This window comes from Bacillus sp. AF62 (genome assembly GCF_050312695.1).
Lineage (GTDB): Bacteria > Bacillota > Bacilli > Bacillales > Bacillaceae_G > Bacillus_A > Bacillus_A cereus.
The window spans coordinates 96,127-115,771 of record NZ_JBNPJZ010000093.1; the positions used below are offsets into that span (position 1 = coordinate 96,127).

Here is a 19,645-nt window from a genome sequence, read left to right on the forward strand (position 1 = left end):
AGGTAAATGGAGAAAAGGGTATATAGCGAGGTGAGGTATATGTATACGAATTTTTCAATTATTGGTCTTCTAATTTCAATGCTCCCTTTGTTTCTTATTATTCTTGCACTTAGATGGGTCCGTTTCATCTATAAAAATTCTGAGAAACAGGTAGAGCAAAATGAGAAAATCATTGAGCTGTTGATGGAGATAAAGGAACAAAATAAAAAGGAGTCTAAGTGAAAAATTAGACTCCTTTTTATTATTTAATTAGTATCTTAATTTCATTAACAAACTCTTAATTTCCTCATCTTCCATAAAGAGATCGTGGTGCTTCTGGGTGATCTTTGCAAGTGCAACGTCGTGATAGAAAAATTCTGTAAAGAACTTTACGAAAGGTTGTGACATTGTTTTCATCGCTTGCCATGACTCTTGTTCTACGCCAGCAAATAAAATTTCACGATCGTCAACGATGAGTAGCAAGTAGCGCTCTAATGCATTAGGTTCTTCAGCTGGGATTAGAAAATGCATGTTTTCTAAGTCTGTTTCTACTTCTCCAACAATAAGGGCTTCAATTTGAACACCTTGTTTTGCTTTTTGTTCTAGTAAAGGGAGATATTCTAAAAGAGTATCATTCCAAGCTGAAATACGGATTGATTCTTGTGCACTTTCAATGAGTTCTTTACTTTGAACTCGAATAGAAGATTGCATTTTTAAGCTCCACACACGGTCATCTGTAAATGATTTTTTTGATATATTTGTTTCCAGTTCTTTAATATTTGATTGGAATTCTGTCGTTAATTTTTCAATTGCTAGCTTTAGTGGTAATGCTGTATACAATTTTTTCTTTTCTGAAACAGAATCCATTACCATTCCTTTATCGATTAGGCGTGCTAGTACTTCATATATTTTTGCTTTTGGAACACCTGAATGCTTCACAATTGTTGTAGCATCTAATGGTTCATTGCTTGATACGACAACTTCATAAGCTTGGCTTTCATATTGTGAGAAACCGAATTTTTGTAACATAGTTCCCTCCGAACGAATGAGATTATATTTTAAGGATAATGAACTATTTGTTTTTGCACAAGTGGTAGTCCGTTTTCTAATTGTATTAAGGTGAGAATTAATTTCAATTTTTTAATTTTATCTATTATACTTAATATAATGATTAATAAGATTTTAATTTAATACGAAGGGGATGCTTGGGGGAAAATGTTAAGAAGTTTACGTTTAAAAATTGCGGTAGTGTTTTCGGTACTTATTTCTATGATGTTCGTAATATTGGGTACAGCTGTGTATCAATTACAGAAAGAAAAGGAAGTGCGTTCCTTAGACGAGTATTCTCAAAATGCGATGGATCTTGTGACAGAGCAACTTACGACATTTGTTCAAAGAACGGATGAAGATATGGGGTATTACGCGAACAGTGAGATGATTCGTAATATGCTTCAAGGTGGGGTTACTCCGGAAGAGGAAGCGTTTTTAACGAAAGAGTTTGCGGAGTATAAAAAGAATCATCCTGGTATTTTAGATTTATATATTGGTACGAAAGATAAAAAAACATTAAGTGCCAATCTTGCTGAAGGTGGGCAAGTGCCAGAAGGATACGATCCAACGACAAGACCATGGTATAAAGATTCAGAGGCTGATGTAAAAAAGGTCCATTGGGGACAACCTTCTTATGAAATTGCAACAGGCAAGTTAAGTGTAGGTGTTTCTAAAGCAATTACAGCTCAAGATGGGTCTGTATTAGGCGTTGTTGCGATGGATGTATCGCTTGGGACGATTCAGAAGTTGCTTCACAATATTCAATACAATAATGACGGAGAAATGTTTATTATAAATGATAAAAATATGGCTCTTGTTTATCCAGAAAAGATAGGGAAAGATGTTTCTAAAGAGCCGCTTATAAAGAGTTTAAATAAAGAGGTAACAAAATATGCGGTCACTACAATAAAAGGTGAAGATGTAGTTGTTTATAGTCAATCATTTGATACGATGAAATGGACGATAGGAATCTTTTATCCGAAAGAAACGATCGATGGGCTATTAAATAGTACGAGAAATACAGTTATTATAATGGCATGTATTAGTTTATTAGTTGGAATCGTAGCCTCCTACTTATTCTCAAGAAGATTAGCAAGACCACTGCAACTATTAAAGAATCACGTTCAAAAAGTAGCAGAAGGCGATTTAACGCTGCGAATGAAAGTGACAAGTAAAGATGAAGTTGGAGAGTTGACGAAGCACTTTAATGATATGGTTGAACAAATGAATGAAATGGTAAGTAAAATTAAAAACAGCGTATCAACGGTGCAACAATCAACGAATAGTTTACATTATTTAACGAACGAAACAGTAGCGGCTAGTAGAGAAGTTTCAGGAGCGATGGATGATGTGAGCGGAGGAGCTTCTACTCTTGCGAATAGTGTGGATGAAGTTTCAGCTCAGCTCGAGAATATGGCGGAGTCAGTGGAACAAATGAATAGCTCCGTTGGTGAAATAAAAGGAGTGGCTGGCAAAGCGGAAGAGGCATCTAAGCAAGGATTAAATACAATGAGGAATTTAATGCGTACGAGGGGACAATCATCTTCGATTGTTGTTCATACAGAAGAAGCATCGGATAAGTTAGAACAAAGAGTTGGATCGATTCAAAATGTTGTTGAGCTTATAAAAGGCATTTCGGATCAAACAAATTTACTTGCTTTAAATGCTTCGATTGAAGCTGCCCGTGCAGGTGAACAAGGTAAGGGATTTGCGGTTGTTGCTGAAGAGGTTCGGAAATTAGCGGAACAATCAAAAGAGGCTACCGGAGAAATCACAACGATGATTGGTGATGTGCAAGTAGAAGTAAAAAGAGTTGTAGAAGTTGTAAGTAAATTGAAAGACATTGCAGATGTGCAAAATAAAGTGACGACAGAGGCAGAAATGGAGTTCCGCACAATTATGTCAGTTGTAAATACGATTAGTACTTCAGTTGAAAAAATTGTAGAAGAGGTACATAACATAGGTTACGAGCAAGGAGAAATTACAGCGGTAATGCACACAATTGCTGGTACGAGTCAAGAAAGTGCAGCTGTTTCCGAAGAGGTACATGCTGCAACGGAATCACAGGTGAATCATTTAGAAAAGGTAGCTCACACGATGGAAAGTTTGACAGAACATATGAGAGATTTAGAAAGATTAGTCGAGCAGTTTAAAGTGGAAGAGTAACATATTAGTAAAATGATGAGGATTTCGGTAAAATAGACAATGGATATATAAGAAACGATTATAGGAGGAAGACTACTATGGCAATTGTTGATGTATCGATTATTCCAGTAGGAACAGGTAATCCAAGTGTTAGTGAATATGTAGCAGAAGTACAAAAGGTGCTAGAGAAAAATGCGGATCGCGTGAAGTATCAATTAACGCCGATGAATACAATTATTGAAGGAGATCTTCCTGTCATTCTAGAAGTAATTCAACAAATGCATGAAGTTCCGTATACGAAAGGTGCACAGCGTGTTGCAACAACAATTCGTATTGATGATCGTTGTGATAAAGTAAGCACAATGGAGAAGAAATTAAACTCTGTTCGATCAAAATTATAAGAAAAAGCAGCGATCTTCGCTGCTTTTTTCATATAGGAGGTAAATAAGATGAGTGAAAAGTTTAATGAACAATTTGACGGGTTGTTAGAGAAATACACGGAATTATTACTTGGAGAGAGCAATGAAGAGAGAAAAGAACAGGTGCAGAAGTGGGCACTTTATTCTTACATAGCGAAGACAATGCCAGCTTTAGTGAAGCATTGGAATGAGACATATCCAGATGCGAAAGAAGAGATGGTGCAGTTAATTACGGATATTAAAAGGCTGAATGAAGAGAAGCGAAATGAGCAGTGAGAAAACTTGAGGTGAATGTTACCTCAAGTTTTCTTTATTAATATCCTTATATAATTTACATGGAATATTAAGGGTTTTATAGGCATGTCGAATATTTTCGGTATGCCTATTTTTGTCCTAGTAAACCCGTTTTTTCTAAATGTCGAAAAATATTCCCTTCATATTTACATGCGAGAATATAGGTTTTTAAATGTTTTTATAGTATTTTATAAATTATCTAAATAATTATTTGTATCCAATAATTTTAAACAATGATATAATTTTGAAGAGGGGTAAAAAACAGATAAATTACAGTCATAGGGGTGAATTACATGGAACAATTAATGCGAAATTCGTTTCTTTTCTTATCTAAAAATAAAGCGCTAACAAAACTGGCTAAAAAGTACGGTTTACGCTTTGGTGCAGGTCGCTTCGTCGCAGGGGAGACGATTGAATTAGCGACAGCTGCCATTCAGGCATTAAATAAGCAAGGACTTTGTGTAACAATCGATTATTTAGGTGAATTCGTTGATAATGAAGCAGAAGCAAATGAAATGGCTAACCAATCGATTGAAGCGATCCGTGCAATTGGAAGAGAAGGTCTTGATTCGCAGCTTTCTTTAAAGATGACTTCTATGGGATTAGATATCTCTGATGAAATCGTAATGAACAATATGCGCCGTATTTTAGAAGCGGCGAAAGAAAATGGTGTGTTCGTTACCATTGATATGGAAGACTATACACGCTGCGGGAAAACAATTGATATCTTTAAACAATTAAAATCTGAATACGATAATATTGGTACTGTTATTCAAGCTTACCTATATCGTACAGAAAAAGATATTGAAGACTTAAACGCTTATAATCCTAATTTACGTCTTGTAAAAGGGGCTTATAAAGAACCTGAAGAAGTGGCGTTCCCGGACAAGAAAGATGTAGATGACAATTATAAAAAAATTATTAAAATGCACTTATTAAATGGGAATTATACTGCAATTGCTTCACATGACGAAGCGATTATTGAATATACAAAAAAACTTGCCGAAGAACACAACATTCCAAGGGATCAATTTGAATTCCAAATGCTATATGGTATTCGTAATGAGCGTCAACTTGAGCTAGTAAAAGAAGGTTACAAAATGCGTGTTTACGTACCTTATGGAAACGACTGGTATGGCTACTTCATGCGTCGTCTAGCAGAGCGTCCAGCAAACGTTGCGTTCGTATTAAAAGGTATGGTTAAAAAATAACCAAGGAGAAAATACTCCTTGGTTATTTTAATTGCTGAAATGCGTAATGCGCCATTTTTTTCGTATCAGGATATAGTTGCGCGCGAGTAGAAGATAATACGACGTTAATGACGCGTTTACCGTCTTTTTCATCCACTGTTACGACTGTATATTTGCCGAGTGCTGATAGACCGCTTTTACTTCCAATCGCATATGGATCGTCATATAGTTCTTCTCGTCCATAGTTTGCGATGTTTGGAGAGCGTTCTGAAGTATGTAGAGTTGTACGTGTTGAATTCATATATTCTAAAACAACTGGATACTTTAATGCTTCTTTCGTAATAATAGCAATGTCATATGGTGATACTTTATTCCCAATTGCATCAGCACCACTTGCGTTCTTGAAAGTTGCATGCTTTGTACCAAGTTCCTTTGCTCTAGCATTCATCATTTTCACAAATTCATTTTTTGATCCTGCGATATGTTCTGCAATTGATTCAGCTATTGGATCTGCACTAATGATAAGCATAAGTTTTAATGCCTCATCACGCTTTAATTTTTCTCCAGCACGAAGTTTAATTTTCTTGCTTTGACTTTCTGTTTTAATTGCATTTTCTGTAACCGTAATTTCTTCATCTTCTTTTACATTCTCTAGTAAAAGAAGGGTTGTCATCATTTTGGCTATACTAGCCGGATAAGAACGTTCGTCTTCGCGTTTCCCATATAAAATTTCACCTGTGTTTGCATCGATTGTAACCCCATATTGCCCAGTAATGTTAGGTTGATCAGCTCTTACAGCTTGTTGCCTTTGTGCATAAGAGAAGAAAATCATCCCTGTAAATAGTGTAGCAATCATTACAATCATAACTATTGTTCGTTTCATCATCGTTCCCTCTTTTGTTTTCCATATGTACAAATAAATTGGGCAGAAAAAGCAGCCATTAATCATTATGCCACGTTCTCTGCCCAAAAATATAGCGTTATTTTTCGCCCATATTATGCTTCTTATGTTGTTGGTTATTACCTTGGCGTCCTTTTTCAACACCGTGATTATGTGGACCTGCGTTTCCAGTTACACTAGCTGCACTAATTCCAGCCTTTGAAGGGTTCTTCTTAAGTTTTGCCATATATATTCCTCCAGTTTCGTCAGATTATAAAAAGGAAAAGTGCATTTAAACAAAGAAAATACACATGTATAGCATAGCCAAATGAAAGAAAAATATTTATTTCAGAAAATTTTATCAATAAATATATTGCGAAAATTTAAACAGTATCATATATTTATTAGTAGAGGCTCACTCATTGATTGCGACTTATGTCGAAAAATTGAATGAGCATTCATTCAAGAATAGGGGGAGAATTGGATGTTCCAAATTAAAAAGGCTGCTGTTCTAGGTTCAGGCGTAATGGGTTCGGGAATTGCGGCACACTTAGCTAATATTGGTATTCCGACATTATTGCTTGATATTGTACCACCTGCGCTTACGAAAGAAGAGGAAGCGAAGGGACTTACATTAGAACATAAAAGTGTGAGAAATCGTTTTAGTAATACGGCTGTACAGAAACTATTGAAGCAAAAACCAGCTCCTCTGACAGTGAAAGAAAATCTAGCACTGATTGAAGCGGGTAACTTAGAAGATGATCTTGAGCTTCTTGCTGATGTAGATTGGATTATTGAAGTAGTAGTTGAAAACTTAGATATTAAAAAGAAATTATTTGAAAAAGTAGACGCTGTTCGTAAACCAGGTTCTATTGTAAGCTCGAATACGTCAGGTATTTCAGTTGAAAAAATGGCAGAAGGTCGTTCAGACGACTTCCAGAAACACTTCTTAGGCACACACTTTTTTAACCCACCACGATATTTAAAACTTCTAGAGGTAATACCGACGAAAGAAACAGATCCACAAGTATTAAGCTTCATGAAACTATTTGGCGAAGACGTTCTTGGAAAAGGCGTTGTTATCGCAAAAGACACACCAAACTTTATTGGAAACCGCATCGGTACGTACGGTTTATTAGTAACTCTTCAAGAGATGATAAAACGCGGCTACAGCATTGGGGAAGTTGATTCTGTAACAGGTCCATTAATTGGTCGTCCGAAGAGTGCAACGTTCCGTACATTAGATGTTGTCGGTTTAGATACATTCGTACACGTTGCAAATAACGTATATGAAAACGTACAAGAAGAAGAGCGTGATGTATTTAAAGTACCAGCTTTCATGCATGACATGCTTGATAAAAAATGGCTTGGAAGCAAAACAGGTCAAGGCTTCTTCTTAAAACAAGGAAAAGAAATTTTAGAACTAAATCCTGAAACGATGGAATATGAAGCGCGTAAAAAATTAAAAGCTGCATCCGTAGAGTTAAGTAAACAAGAAAAAGGATTAGCGAATAAATTGAAAGCGCTTGTATACGCAAAAGACCGCGCAGGAGAGTTATTATGGAACATCATTACACCAACTCTTTTATACTCTGCAAAACTTCATAAAGAAATTGCTGACGATATCGTTGCAATTGACCAAGCGATGAAGTGGGGCTTCGGCTGGGAGCAAGGACCGTTTGAAGTTTGGGACGCAATCGGCGTTGAAAAATCTGTTCAAAAGATGGAAGAAAACGGCGTAGTCGTTCCTACTTGGGTGAAAGAAATGTTAGAGAAAGGTTTCACTACTTTCTATAAACATGATAACGGCGATAGCTACTATTACGATAATGGCGAATATAAGCTAATCGAGCGTAATAAAAAAGCAATTTCTCTTAAGCAATTAAAAGCGAAAAATGGTGTATTAAAGAAAAATAGCGGAGCGAGCTTAATTGATTTAGGCGACGGCATCCTTTGCTTAGAGTTCCATTCGAAGAGCAATGCAATCGGTATGGATATTACGCAAATGATTAACTACGCTGTTGATGAAGTAGAAAAGAATTATAAAGGTCTTGTTATCGGTAACCAATCGAAGAACTTCTGTGTTGGTGCGAACCTAGCAATGATCTTAATGGAAGCACAAGACGACAATTACTTTGAAATTGAGTTGGTTGTGAAAAACTTCCAAGATGCAATGACGAAAATTAAGTACTCTTCTAAGCCAGTTGTAGCAGCACCATACGGTATGACGCTTGGCGGAGGTACAGAAGTTTGCTTACCAGCAGCTAGCATTCAAGCTTCTAGTGAAACGTATATGGGCTTAGTAGAAGTTGGTGTTGGCTTAATCCCTGGCGGAGGCGGTAATAAAGAGCTATACATTAAACACTTAAATAAAATGCCAAACGGTGTAGAGTTTGATCTGCAAAAAGTTGCGAATAAAGTGTTCGAATCTGTAGCGATGGCGAAAGTTTCTACATCAGCACAAGAAGCTGTATCGAACAACTTCTTAGGCGATAAAGACGGTATTAGTGTGAATGGTGATCACTTACTATATGATGCGAAACAGAAAGCACTTGCTTTATATGAAGCTGGCTATAAAGCACCGATTCGTAAAAAGATACCAGTTGTTGGTGAAACAGGATATGCAACTCTTGTACTTGGTGCAGAAGCAATGCATTTATCAGGTTACATTTCTGAACATGATCTTCACATTGCGAAGAAACTTGCATACGTCATTGCGGGCGGAAAAGTGCCGTACGGAACAGAAGTTGATGAGCAGTATTTATTAGATGTAGAACGTGAAGCATTTATTAGCTTAGTAAGTGAGATGAAATCACAAGCAAGAATGCAGCACATGCTTGTAAAAGGAAAGCCATTACGTAACTAATAACGAGGGGAGATATCGTTCATGAGAGAAGCTGTCATTGTTGCGGGAGCAAGAACACCAATTGGAAAAGCAAAGAGGGGTTCATTAAAAACAGTTCGTCCTGACGATCTAGGGGCGTTAGTAGTAAAGGAAACGTTAAAGCGTGCAAATTATGAAGGACCAATCGATGATTTAATTTTCGGTTGTGCGATGCCAGAAGCAGAACAAGGTTTAAATATGGCTCGTAATATCGGCGGACTAGCAGGACTTTCTTACGATGTTCCAGCTATTACAATTAACCGTTACTGTTCTTCTGGTTTACAAAGTATCGCTTACGGAGCAGAGCGCATTATGCTTGGTCACTCTGAAGCTGTATTATCAGGCGGAGCGGAATCAATGAGTTTAGTTCCAATGATGGGACACGTTGTTCGTCCGAATAGTCGCCTGGTAGAAGCGGCTCCGGAATATTATATGGGTATGGGACATACAGCAGAGCAAGTTGCTGTGAAATATGGAATTTCTCGTGAAGAGCAAGATGCATTTGCAGTAAGAAGTCATCAACGTGCTGCCAAAGCATTAGCGGCAGGAAACTTTGCTGATGAAACAGTATCTGTAGATGTGACGTTACGCTCGGTTGGCTCAAACAATAAACTGCAAGAAGAAACAATCATTTTCGCACAAGATGAAGGTGTAAGAGCAGAGACGACGCTAGACATTTTAGGTAAATTACGTCCAGCATTTAACGTTCGCGGTTCTGTAACAGCTGGTAACTCTTCACAAATGAGTGACGGTGCAGCATCTGTACTATTAATGGATCGTGAAAAAGCAGTGAGCGATGGCATGAAGCCACTTGCGAAATTCCGTTCATTTGCAGTAGCTGGCGTACCACCAGAAGTAATGGGAATCGGCCCAATCGCTGCAATTCCAAAAGCGTTAAAACTAGCTGGCTTAGAGCTATCTGATATTGGCTTATTCGAACTAAACGAAGCATTTGCTTCTCAATCGATCCAAGTTATTCGTGAACTTGGTTTAGATGAAGAAAAAGTAAACGTAAACGGTGGTGCAATCGCACTTGGACATCCACTTGGCTGTACAGGAGCAAAACTAACACTATCTCTTATTCACGAAATGAAACGCCGCAACGAACAATTCGGTATCGTAACAATGTGTATTGGCGGCGGAATGGGAGCAGCGGGAGTATTTGAATTACTATAAAAAAGTGGAAGCGGCTTGTTCAGAACGAGACGACGCTAAAGCAAAGAATGGAAGCAACAAAGGTTTATAAAAAATAAACGGGAGAGCCAGCTTCTTTCAAAAAGAGAGAAGCTGCTCATGAAAATATGAAGGAGGAAATTTTCATGGAAAAAACAGTAGGAAATGCGGTTAAAGGCGGTAGCTTTTTAGTTGATGAGATTACGATTGATCAAGTGTTTACGCCAGAAGATTTTTCATCTGAGCATAAAATGATTGCAAAAACGACAGAGGATTTTATCGTAAATGAAGTTCTTCCAGAGCTTGAATATTTAGAGCAACATGAATTTGATCGTTCAGTTCGTCTTTTAAAAGAAGCTGGGGAGCTTGGTTTATTAGGCGCTGACGTACCAGAAGAGTACGATGGGATTGGTCTTGATAAAGTAAGCTCAGCGTTAATCGCAGAGAAATTCTCTCGCGCTGGCGGCTTTGCAATCACTCACGGTGCTCACGTAGGTATCGGATCTTTACCAATCGTATTATTCGGTAACGAAGAGCAAAAGAAAAAGTATTTACCATTACTTGCAACTGGTGAAAAATTAGCTGCATACGCATTAACTGAGCCAGGTTCAGGATCTGACGCATTAGGCGCAAAAACAACTGCACGTTTAAATGCAGAAGGTACACATTATGTATTAAACGGTGAAAAACAGTGGATTACAAACTCTGCATTCGCTGACGTATTTGTTGTATATGCAAAAATTGATGGAGAGCATTTCTCAGCATTTATCGTAGAGAAAGAATACGCTGGTGTATCTACAAGCCCTGAAGAGAAGAAAATGGGTATTAAATGTTCTTCAACTCGTACGTTAATTTTAGAAGATGCGTTAGTGCCGAAAGAAAACTTACTTGGTGAAATCGGTAAAGGTCATATTATCGCATTCAACATTTTAAATATCGGTCGTTATAAATTAGGTGTTGGTACAGTTGGATCTGCAAAACGTGCAGTAGAAATTTCAGCACAATATGCAAACCAACGTCAACAGTTCAAGCAACCAATCGCTCGCTTCCCATTAATTCAAGAGAAACTTGCGAATATGGCAGCAAAAACATATGCAGCTGAAAGTTCTGTATATCGTACAGTAGGTTTATTCGAAAGCCGCATGAGCACATTATCTGAAGAAGAAGTAAAAGACGGTAAAGCAGTAGCAGCTTCTATCGCTGAATATGCAATCGAGTGCTCTTTAAACAAAGTATTCGGTTCTGAAGTATTAGACTATACAGTAGATGAAGGTGTTCAAATTCACGGTGGTTACGGATTCATGGCAGAATACGAGATTGAAAGAATGTACCGCGATTCTCGTATTAACCGTATTTTCGAAGGAACGAACGAAATTAACCGCCTAATCGTACCAGGTACGTTCTTACGTAAAGCGATGAAAGGTGAATTACCACTTCTTCAAAAAGCACAAAAATTACAAGAAGAGTTAATGATGATGATGCCAGAAGAAGTAGGCGATGAGCCATTAGCACTTCAAAAGTATTTAGTAACTAATGCGAAGAAAATCGGCTTAATGGTAGCTGGATTAGCGGCTCAAAAATACGGTAAAGCATTAGATAAAGAGCAAGAAATTCTTGTAAATATCGCTGACATCGTAAGCAACCTATACGCAATGGAGTCAGCTGTTCTTCGTACAGAAAAAGCAATTAAAACAACTGGTCTTGAAAAGAATAAACAAAAAGTGTTATACACTGAAGTATTCTGCCAAGAAGCATTCAACGAAATCGAAGCAGATGCGAAAGAAACACTTATCGCAGTTGAAAACGGCGACATGCTGCGCATGATGTTATCATCATTACGTAAATTAACTCGCCACACACCACTTAACGTAATTCCGAAGAAACGTGAAATCGCTGCGAAAATTTTAGAAGATGAGCGTTACACAGTTTAATATCTTTAAAGAACAGTAGTCGTTTATACGGCTACTGTTCTTTTTTTGAAAAAAAGAAATTTTTAGTGACATAAAACTAATACCATTAGTATAATAAAACTAATGGTATTAGTTTTTGTGAAAAGGGAGATGGGACTATGAGGATGATACATGAAAAAACGTTATATCAATTGTCATTTTTGCCAAGAGCGTTTCCTGTAAATTGTTACTTTGTAGAGGAAGAAGATAGTTTAACTTTAATTGACGCGGCTTTGCCATATAGCGCAAAAGGTATTTTACAGGCGGCTGAGAAAATAGGGAAACCAATTACTAAGATTGTATTAACACATGCGCATGATGATCACATCGGTGCATTAGATGCATTAAAGGAAGTACTTCCTCATGTTCCAGTCCATATTTCTAAGCGGGACGCAAAGCTGTTAGAAGGAGATACGACGTTACAAAAGGATGAACCGAATATACCGATAAAAGGCGGTGTACCTAAAAAAGTAAAAACGGTACCTGATGTTTTATTAGAAGATGGCGACCGAGTTGGATCGCTTCTTGCAATTATGACACCGGGACATACACCAGGATCCATGTCGTTTCTTGATGTACGAAATAAAGCTCTTATTGTTGGGGATGCATTTCAAACAAGAGGAGGTATGGCTGTTTCGGGACAAATGAAATTTTGGTTTCCGTTTCCAGCGATGGCAACGTGGAGCAAAGAAATATCATTACAAAGTGCACAGAAGCTAAGCGAATATGAACCTTCCTTGCTTGCGGCAGGGCACGGAAAAATGATAAAGAATCCAGGGGCCGTCATAGAGCTTTCTATTAAGGAAGCGAAGCGGAATATAGAAAGTAAGAAAGAGGGGTAATTTATGTCACCGAGAATCGGACTTACATTACAGAAAATTGTAGAAACAGCTGCAGAAATTGCAGATACAAATGGAATACACGAAGTAACATTAGCTTCATTAGCGCAAAGGTTAGGGATACGTTCGCCCTCACTATATAATCATGTAAAAGGGTTACAAGATGTAAGGAAAAATCTTGGTATTTACGGAATAAAACAGCTGCATAACAAACTGGAAGAAGCGGCCGAGGATAAACGTATGGATGAAGCAATTCATGCATTAGGAGAAGCGTATGTAGCATTTGTCCGAAAACATCCTGGACTATATGAAGCAACTTTTTTACGAGATGAAGAAGTAAGAAAAGCAGGTGACGAAATTGTAAAGCTTTGTCTTCGAGTTTTACAACAGTATGGCTTAGAAGGAGAGAATGCACTTCATGCGACACGCGGATTCAGAAGTATTTGTCATGGATTTGCTTCGATTGAACAGCAAGGCGGATTTGGTTTGCCGTTAGATCTGGATATAAGTTTACATGTATTATTGGAAACGTTTATTAAAGGATTACGTGAATAAGAAGCGAGGCAAACAAAAACCTTAGAAGTGATTCTAAGGTTTTTTAGTGCATATGATTCAAAAAGAACGGTAGGCTTTTTCTCATTACATGATATTATTTAGCAGGTTTGAAAAATGTGTATATAGCTACGGAAAGGCAAACGAAAATAAAAGCAATAGGATCTTGATATGGACTAGGCTCAGAGCTCTTCTGGATTCCTGTAAGGAAGTCATGTGTTTTCATGTTCATTGCTCCTTTAACTAATAAAATTTATATGATGCGAGGGTTATGGTGGATAGATAAGAAATTTTTGGAATTTCATCTAATAATTATTCTATAGTAATCTAATTCCAAAAACTATATAATACAAAGCTTTCATGATATGTAAAATTGCATATTATTCTTTTTGAAAAATTTGTTATATTATCTATATATTTGTATTAAAGGGTTTTTGTTAAGGTAATGAAAACAAATGGAGGAATAGTATGAGAAAAACAGTATTAGACGCGTATAATGCAGAAAGAGAAGTAGATAACATAACATATAAAAATCTAGTTGTAACGATTGCAAGCATTCTAGGGTTCTCACTCTTAGGGGGATTATTCCTTGCTTTAGCCCTTGGAATTTTTGGAGAAGAGGTATTACGTGCTAATTTAGAGGGATATTATTTACTTCTATTTGATGCAGCTGTTGTTACTATTGTTTTATTTGCGTATAAACCAGTGCTTCATTTTATTAAGAACATATGGGATGTATCTATTTTAAAAAATGGGAAAACCTACTTGTATTTATTAATAGGTTTTATCATCATTGCATTAACTCAGTATGTAATGTTAGAGTTGTTTAGCTTTGAAAGTGCAGAGCAGCAACGAGATCAATTAGGGAGCTTAGGACTTCAAAATAGTCTACAAAGTATTATATATGTGTTAAGTGTTGCTATAATTACACCAATTAAAGAAGAAATTTTATATAGAGGTATTTTGTATCGATTTTTTGAAAAGAAATATAGTTTTCTAGTTGGTATCATTATTTCTTCCTTTATCTTTGGGATTCTTCATGGTGGTTTTCCGGTTACGGCAATGATTATGGGGATTGTATTTGCTATGTTATATGAGAAAACACAATCTATTTTACCTAGCATCATTTTACATATTGTATGGAACCTACTTGTGAGTATAAGTATGATTGTTTCTTTATAAAATTGAATGAATATTTAGCATAAAAGATGAATGGCCTAGCTATTCATCTTTTATTTTGTTTATATGTGGGAAAAGTTGATGAATACAATCCAAAAAGAACCAAATACTAATGATGAATGAACAAAGAAAGGCGGGTATGTTATATGCAAAACTTAACAGAGCTTGAAGTAGAAAATTTACGTCATTTGATTGGTGGACACGCTACCATTATTAACAAGTTGGAGCAGTATGCACAGACGTGTACAGATCCACAACTGAAACAAATGCTACAAAAAGATGCGCAAGATGCACGAAATACGAAACAGCAATTAATGACTTTCCTAGGATAGGAGGAAGAGAAAGATGAATGAAAAAGATATGGTAAATGATTATTTAGCAGGATTGAATGCAAGTTTAACAAGCTATGCAAATTATATTGCTCAGTCTGATAATGAACAGTTACATCAAACGTTAATCCAAATTCGTAATCAAGATGAGGCGCGCCAACGTAATATGTATGAGTACGCAAAGCAAAAGAGTTATTACAAACCGGCAGCACCTGCTAATCCGATGATTGTGCAGCAATTAAAAAGTCAGTTAAGTGCAGAATAATTGGATGAAAAAACGGGCGAAAATAGATTCGCTCGTTTTATTTTTTTGTATGTCAATAAATACATAATAAATATTTTTCCAGTTGTAACAAATATGACGAAAATGGAATATAACAATTCACAAAAAGGACAAACACTTTGTTCAATATTTCACAAAGTATCCATGGTTTCTATCGTGAGAACCTCTATAATTAAGAGTGTAAAGAACAAAAGAAATAGATTATATGATCACTTAGGAGAGATTGCTATGAAAAGACATACAAGAAAAATTGCAATTATCGGTACTGGATTAGTTGGATCAAGTTGTGCGTATTCCATTGTAAATCAAGGGATTTGCGAAGAGCTATTATTAATTGATATAAATCATGAACGTGCAGTTGGGGAAGCAATGGATTTATCACATTGCATTAACTTTACAAATACAAGAACAAAAGTATATGCAGGAAGCTATGAAGACTGCAAAGATATGGACATCGTTATTATTACAGCAGGTCCAGCACCAAAACCAGGGCAAAGTCGCTTAGATACTTTAGGAGCGAGTGCGAAGATTATGGAAAGTGTTGTTGGTGGCGTAATGGAAAGTGGATTTGATGGTATTTTCTTACTTGCATCGAACCCAGTTGATATTATTACATATCAAGTTTGGAAATTATCTGGATTACCTAGAAATCGCGTAATCGGTACTGGTACATCACTAGATTCTTCTCGCTTAAGAACAATTTTATCTGAAATGCTACATGTAGACCCTCGTAGTATTCATGGGTATTCATTAGGAGAACATGGTGATTCTCAAATGGTTGCTTGGTCTCATGTAACTGTTGGTGGAAAGCCAATTCTGCAAATTTTAGAAGAACAAAAAGAACGATTTGGTGAAATAGATTTAGATGAAATCGTTGAGAAGACTGCAAAAGCCGGATGGGAAATTTATAAACGTAAAGGAACTACTTATTACGGAATCGGAAATTCTCTAGCATATATTGCAAGCTCAATCTTTAATGATGATCATCGTGTCATTGCTGTATCAGCCATTTTAGATGGTGAGTACGGTGAATACGATATTTGTACAGGAGTACCAGCTATTATTACTAGAGACGGTATAAGAGAAGTTGTAGAACTCAATTTAACAGAGGATGAAGAATCTCGATTCGCAAAATCAAACGATATTTTACGTGATTATATGAAAACAATTGGTTACTAACTTATAGAAGAAGGTGAAACAAATGAAGGAATATATAATGTCTCGTGTATTTAAAGCATCTGCTGGAATCGCACAAGGTATTTTCGTATCCCTCGGAATTGGTTTACTAATCGAAAATATAGGAAGAATTGTTGATATTCCGTTGCTTATTACAATCGGAGTTGTTGCAAAATCACTTATGGCACCGGCCATTGGTGCTGGAATTGCTTTTATGCTCGGTGCAAATGGTCTTGTAATCTTCTCGGCTATGGTAGCTGGAGCGATTGGTGCCGGATCCATTTCAATTACTGAAGCTGGTCTAATTATTAAAACAGGTGAGCCAATCGGTGCGTTATTAACAGCAACTTTAGCTGTATATATTGGTAAACGTTTAAGCGGAAAAACTGCTTTAGATATGATGCTCGTTCCATTTGCGGCCATATTAGGTTCTGGTTTAGTTGGTATTTGGTTATCTCATAATATTACTCCTGTTTTAAATGCAGTTGGAGCGTTTATTAAAGATAGCTCAGCTGGTAGCCCGTTTATCGCTTCTATCGTCATTGCAGTAGTTTGGGGACTATTACTTATCTCTCCAGCTTCATCAGCTGCGTTAGCGATCGCACTTAGCTTAGACGGTGTTGCAGGTGGTGCAGCTCTTGCCGGATGCGTCGCTCAGTTTATCGGATTCTCTGTCATCTCAGCAAAAGAAAACAATTTAGGTGGCATATTAGCTCAAGCTCTTTGTACTCCGAAAGTACAGTTGCCAAATATCACTAAAAATCCAATGATTCTCGTCCCAACTGTCGTCGCCAGTGCTATAGTCGGTCCGGTATCCGCATTAATTTTCCAACTGGAAGCAGGAAAAGAAATTGCAGGTCTTGGATTAAGTTCTCTTATCGCACCAATTAATTTAATTTCCAGCGAAGGATGGGAAGTTCTCCCGGCGATGGTAATTACTTATATCGTCATTCCAGTAGCTGTTTCTTATATACTTTACATTGCTCTTAAAAAAGCAGGTCGTATTCATTCTGGTGATATGACTGTACCACAATCTTAAATTGAAAATCTCCTTAATAATAGATAAAAGCAGACTGAGAAGCCACAGTCTGCTTTTTTGTCATGTTACATTCTATGATTTTGTTTTACTGGAACTCTTATTGGTTCTTTGGCCAATAAGAGTTGAACGCCGAAGTATAGTATGCTTGCGAGTGTCATTCCAGAAACGGCATCTACAAAGGCATGTTGCTTCGTAAATAGCGTTGATAAAATAATAAGTGTACCGAAGAAAGTAAGGATGTAATATTCAAAAGCATGTTGCTCTCTACGCTTAAAGGCAGCTAACATAATTACAAATGTAGTAAGAACGTGAATGCTAGGGAAACAGTTTACCGGTTGATCGATACTATAAATATAGCGAACTAGTTCAGAAAATACATCTGTTCCAACGACAGTCGGACGCGGTACAGTTGTTTGCCAAAAATAATAAATAGAAAAACAAGCAAGCTTTCCAAAAATAACACTACTTAAAGTGACATAATATTGCTTTCGGTCAGCGAAGCAGTAATAAATAAGTGCGCCGTATAAGTATGGAAACCAAAGTAAATAAGGAATAATAAATGCTTTTACAAATGGAATCCAATCATCTACTACAGTTGTAACGTCTACTGCGTGAACAGTCGATTTATTTAATACGTCGTAAAGGGGACTTACGAGTACGAGTAGAAGTATATAACTTAACGGAAGAAAAGATGAAAGTTTAAATTTCTTCATGTTGATCTCCTATGTTTAGTAATGTAAGTAAATTCAATTGATTATAATATAGAAACGTGAATTGGGCTATCGATTTTACTTACATTTTCTTGAATTAACCTTACGTTTTTGTCACTTGACTAAAAAGAAGGGGGAGGGTGCTAAATGAAGCGTTTATCATATTTTTTAGTTTTTATATTGTTATGCCTAGTAGGTGCTGGGTGTGCAAAGAATAACGAAGGAGAAAAATTAGAATATAACGGAAGAGCACTCGTAATTGGAGTTGTTGGAGAAAAGCCGAAAGATACGTTTAGGAATGTAAAGTTTGAAAGTATAAAGTTAGAAGAAATGCAGGAGAAATCAGCAAAAGTTGATGGTTTTTTCGTTATGAAAGAATACTTTAAAGAGGCATCAAAGGAGCAGTATACGGACTTATTTTTATCGTTAAAGAAGCCGGTATTTTTTATTGGTTTGCAAGATAGACCGTATTTAATTTTTACTAACAAGGATTTAGATTATGATAATACCCCAAAGGATAAAACGATGACGTATACGCAAGGGTTTGTAAATATGGGGAACCCTGAAGGTCAATATTGGGGTATGGGATTATATAATGATACTGTTTCCGATCGAAATATTCATAATATGTATATAGTAGTATTTCAAACCATTTCGGATTACTTAAGTCGATGATGAAGGAGCCTGTAAAAAAGGCTTCTTATTTTTTAAAAATAAACGTTTGTTTAAGCTGTATGTTCGGTAGAAAGAAACTCATGTAGTTCAAAGGTTAAGAAAGAAAAATAAGAAATTAATCAAACGTTTGTTTAAGCTGTATGTTCGGTAGGAAGAAACCGATGCAGCTCAAAGGTTAAGAAAGAAAAATAGAGAATTAATCAAACGTTTGTTTAAGCTGTATGTTCGGTAGAAAGAAACTCATGTAGTTCAAAGGCTAACAAAGGAAAATAAGAAATTAATCAAACGCTTGTTTAAGATATATGTTTGGTGCAGAATCTAAAAAAATTTATATATTTATTTTTTTCTTAACAAATGGCGGAAAAATAAGAAAAATTCGCAGGATTATTAAAAATTATCACGAAATAAGTAAAAGTTTAGCGAATAATGGTTTGAAATAATAAAACGTTTTCTATATGATAAAGGTAAAGGTTAGTAAAAAAGTAGGTGAATTTATGACAGTAACATTTTATTCATATCCAAAGTGTGGCACATGTCAAAAGGCAAAGAAATGGTTTGAGGCAAACGATGTAGCATATGAGATGATTCATATTGTTGAAAATCCACCATCAAAAGAAGATTTACGTAATTTACATGAAAAAAGTGAATTACCATTAAAAAAATTCTTTAATACAAGTGGAATGCGTTACCGTGAACTTGGTCTGAAAGATAAGTTGAAAGATGCAAGCGAAGACGAAATGTATGAGCTTTTAGCATCTGATGGCATGTTGATCAAACGTCCAATTGTAACAGATGGAACGAATGTAACACTTGGTTTTAACGAAGAGCAGTTTGAAAGTGTGTGGAAAAAGTACCAATAAGGTATTTTTACATAATTAATACATTCACTGGAGGTACAGT

Annotated in this window: 21 protein-coding genes; 17 read left to right on the forward strand and 4 right to left on the reverse strand. The window is 36.4% G+C overall.

The annotated features are described in order from the left end of the window. The first annotated feature begins 39 nt into the window (after positions 1 to 39). A complete protein-coding gene (locus tag ACQRBL_RS25145) occupies positions 40 to 222 on the forward strand; it encodes a hypothetical protein (RefSeq protein ID WP_000288474.1) in 183 nt (60 codons plus the stop codon). 27 nt (positions 223 to 249) lie between these two features. On the opposite strand, the gene ACQRBL_RS25150 is transcribed toward ACQRBL_RS25145, so the two are convergent. Beyond that, positions 250 to 1,008: a TrmB family transcriptional regulator gene (locus ACQRBL_RS25150; RefSeq protein ID WP_063548957.1), complete on the reverse strand. Its 759-nt coding sequence runs from the start codon at positions 1,006 to 1,008 to the stop codon at positions 250 to 252. A gap of 186 nt (positions 1,009 to 1,194) precedes the next feature. Between ACQRBL_RS25150 and ACQRBL_RS25155 the strand changes: the two genes are divergently transcribed. The 4 genes from ACQRBL_RS25155 (at position 1,195) to ACQRBL_RS25170 (ending at position 5,098) form a co-directional block, all read left to right on the forward strand. Continuing rightward, positions 1,195 to 3,195 carry a methyl-accepting chemotaxis protein gene (locus ACQRBL_RS25155; RefSeq protein ID WP_097920020.1) on the forward strand — a complete coding sequence of 667 codons (2,001 nt, stop codon included), beginning with the start codon at positions 1,195 to 1,197 and terminating at the stop codon, positions 3,193 to 3,195. Positions 3,196 to 3,272: 77 nt separating this feature from the next. Next, on the forward strand, positions 3,273 to 3,575 hold the full coding sequence (locus ACQRBL_RS25160) for an MTH1187 family thiamine-binding protein (protein ID WP_411996038.1): 303 nt from the start codon (positions 3,273 to 3,275) through the stop codon (positions 3,573 to 3,575). 48 nt (positions 3,576 to 3,623) lie between these two features. Beyond that, positions 3,624 to 3,869 (forward strand): YusU family protein, encoded by a 246-nt coding sequence (locus tag ACQRBL_RS25165; protein WP_001290594.1) that lies wholly within the window; start codon positions 3,624 to 3,626, stop codon positions 3,867 to 3,869. 311 nt (positions 3,870 to 4,180) lie between these two features. Continuing rightward, a complete protein-coding gene (locus tag ACQRBL_RS25170) occupies positions 4,181 to 5,098 on the forward strand; it encodes a proline dehydrogenase family protein (protein WP_000436780.1) in 918 nt (305 codons plus the stop codon). Between the two features lie 22 nt (positions 5,099 to 5,120). On the opposite strand, the gene ACQRBL_RS25175 is transcribed toward ACQRBL_RS25170, so the two are convergent. Both ACQRBL_RS25175 and ACQRBL_RS25180 read right to left on the reverse strand, forming a co-directional pair. Continuing rightward, positions 5,121 to 5,960 carry a D-alanyl-D-alanine carboxypeptidase family protein gene (locus ACQRBL_RS25175; RefSeq protein ID WP_023523353.1) on the reverse strand — a complete coding sequence of 280 codons (840 nt, stop codon included), beginning with the start codon at positions 5,958 to 5,960 and terminating at the stop codon, positions 5,121 to 5,123. Between the two features lie 97 nt (positions 5,961 to 6,057). Beyond that, on the reverse strand, positions 6,058 to 6,204 hold the full coding sequence (locus ACQRBL_RS25180; protein ID WP_106103287.1) for a YuzL family protein: 147 nt from the start codon (positions 6,202 to 6,204) through the stop codon (positions 6,058 to 6,060). 237 nt (positions 6,205 to 6,441) lie between these two features. Here ACQRBL_RS25180 and ACQRBL_RS25185 point away from each other — a divergent pair, with 237 nt between their 5' ends. From ACQRBL_RS25185 to ACQRBL_RS25230, 10 genes are all read left to right on the forward strand, one after another. Further along, positions 6,442 to 8,823 (forward strand): 3-hydroxyacyl-CoA dehydrogenase/enoyl-CoA hydratase family protein, encoded by a 2,382-nt coding sequence (locus ACQRBL_RS25185; RefSeq protein WP_411996039.1) that lies wholly within the window; start codon positions 6,442 to 6,444, stop codon positions 8,821 to 8,823. A gap of 21 nt (positions 8,824 to 8,844) precedes the next feature. Next, positions 8,845 to 10,017 (forward strand): acetyl-CoA C-acetyltransferase, encoded by a 1,173-nt coding sequence (locus ACQRBL_RS25190; RefSeq protein ID WP_001206331.1) that lies wholly within the window; start codon positions 8,845 to 8,847, stop codon positions 10,015 to 10,017. A gap of 143 nt (positions 10,018 to 10,160) precedes the next feature. Then, positions 10,161 to 11,945 (forward strand): acyl-CoA dehydrogenase family protein, encoded by a 1,785-nt coding sequence (locus ACQRBL_RS25195; protein WP_411996040.1) that lies wholly within the window; start codon positions 10,161 to 10,163, stop codon positions 11,943 to 11,945. Positions 11,946 to 12,082: 137 nt separating this feature from the next. Continuing rightward, positions 12,083 to 12,805 (forward strand): MBL fold metallo-hydrolase, encoded by a 723-nt coding sequence (locus tag ACQRBL_RS25200; protein ID WP_001242327.1) that lies wholly within the window; start codon positions 12,083 to 12,085, stop codon positions 12,803 to 12,805. Between the two features lie 3 nt (positions 12,806 to 12,808). Continuing rightward, positions 12,809 to 13,357 (forward strand): TetR/AcrR family transcriptional regulator, encoded by a 549-nt coding sequence (locus ACQRBL_RS25205; protein ID WP_023523351.1) that lies wholly within the window; start codon positions 12,809 to 12,811, stop codon positions 13,355 to 13,357. 465 nt (positions 13,358 to 13,822) lie between these two features. Next, positions 13,823 to 14,536, forward strand: a complete 714-nt coding sequence (locus ACQRBL_RS25210; RefSeq protein ID WP_065485676.1) for a CPBP family intramembrane glutamic endopeptidase — start codon at positions 13,823 to 13,825, stop codon at positions 14,534 to 14,536. A 143-nt stretch (positions 14,537 to 14,679) separates the two neighbouring features. Next, a complete protein-coding gene (locus ACQRBL_RS25215) occupies positions 14,680 to 14,865 on the forward strand; it encodes a hypothetical protein (protein WP_001180555.1) in 186 nt (61 codons plus the stop codon). A gap of 13 nt (positions 14,866 to 14,878) precedes the next feature. Beyond that, positions 14,879 to 15,127 carry a spore coat protein gene (locus ACQRBL_RS25220; RefSeq protein WP_001002981.1) on the forward strand — a complete coding sequence of 83 codons (249 nt, stop codon included), beginning with the start codon at positions 14,879 to 14,881 and terminating at the stop codon, positions 15,125 to 15,127. Between the two features lie 246 nt (positions 15,128 to 15,373). After that, positions 15,374 to 16,324, forward strand: a complete 951-nt coding sequence (locus ACQRBL_RS25225; RefSeq protein WP_000820660.1) for an L-lactate dehydrogenase — start codon at positions 15,374 to 15,376, stop codon at positions 16,322 to 16,324. 22 nt (positions 16,325 to 16,346) lie between these two features. Beyond that, positions 16,347 to 17,360, forward strand: coding sequence for a PTS transporter subunit IIC (locus ACQRBL_RS25230; protein WP_000666168.1), 1,014 nt, complete (start codon positions 16,347 to 16,349; stop codon positions 17,358 to 17,360). 65 nt (positions 17,361 to 17,425) lie between these two features. On the opposite strand, the gene ACQRBL_RS25235 is transcribed toward ACQRBL_RS25230, so the two are convergent. Further along, a complete protein-coding gene (locus ACQRBL_RS25235; protein WP_000713772.1) occupies positions 17,426 to 18,073 on the reverse strand; it encodes a phosphatase PAP2 family protein in 648 nt (215 codons plus the stop codon). Positions 18,074 to 18,217: 144 nt separating this feature from the next. Between ACQRBL_RS25235 and ACQRBL_RS25240 the strand changes: the two genes are divergently transcribed. Both ACQRBL_RS25240 and ACQRBL_RS25245 read left to right on the forward strand, forming a co-directional pair. After that, positions 18,218 to 18,745 carry a hypothetical protein gene (locus tag ACQRBL_RS25240; protein ID WP_000826910.1) on the forward strand — a complete coding sequence of 176 codons (528 nt, stop codon included), beginning with the start codon at positions 18,218 to 18,220 and terminating at the stop codon, positions 18,743 to 18,745. 494 nt (positions 18,746 to 19,239) lie between these two features. Further along, positions 19,240 to 19,605, forward strand: coding sequence for an arsenate reductase family protein (locus ACQRBL_RS25245; RefSeq protein ID WP_000218968.1), 366 nt, complete (start codon positions 19,240 to 19,242; stop codon positions 19,603 to 19,605). Positions 19,606 to 19,645 lie beyond the last annotated feature (40 nt).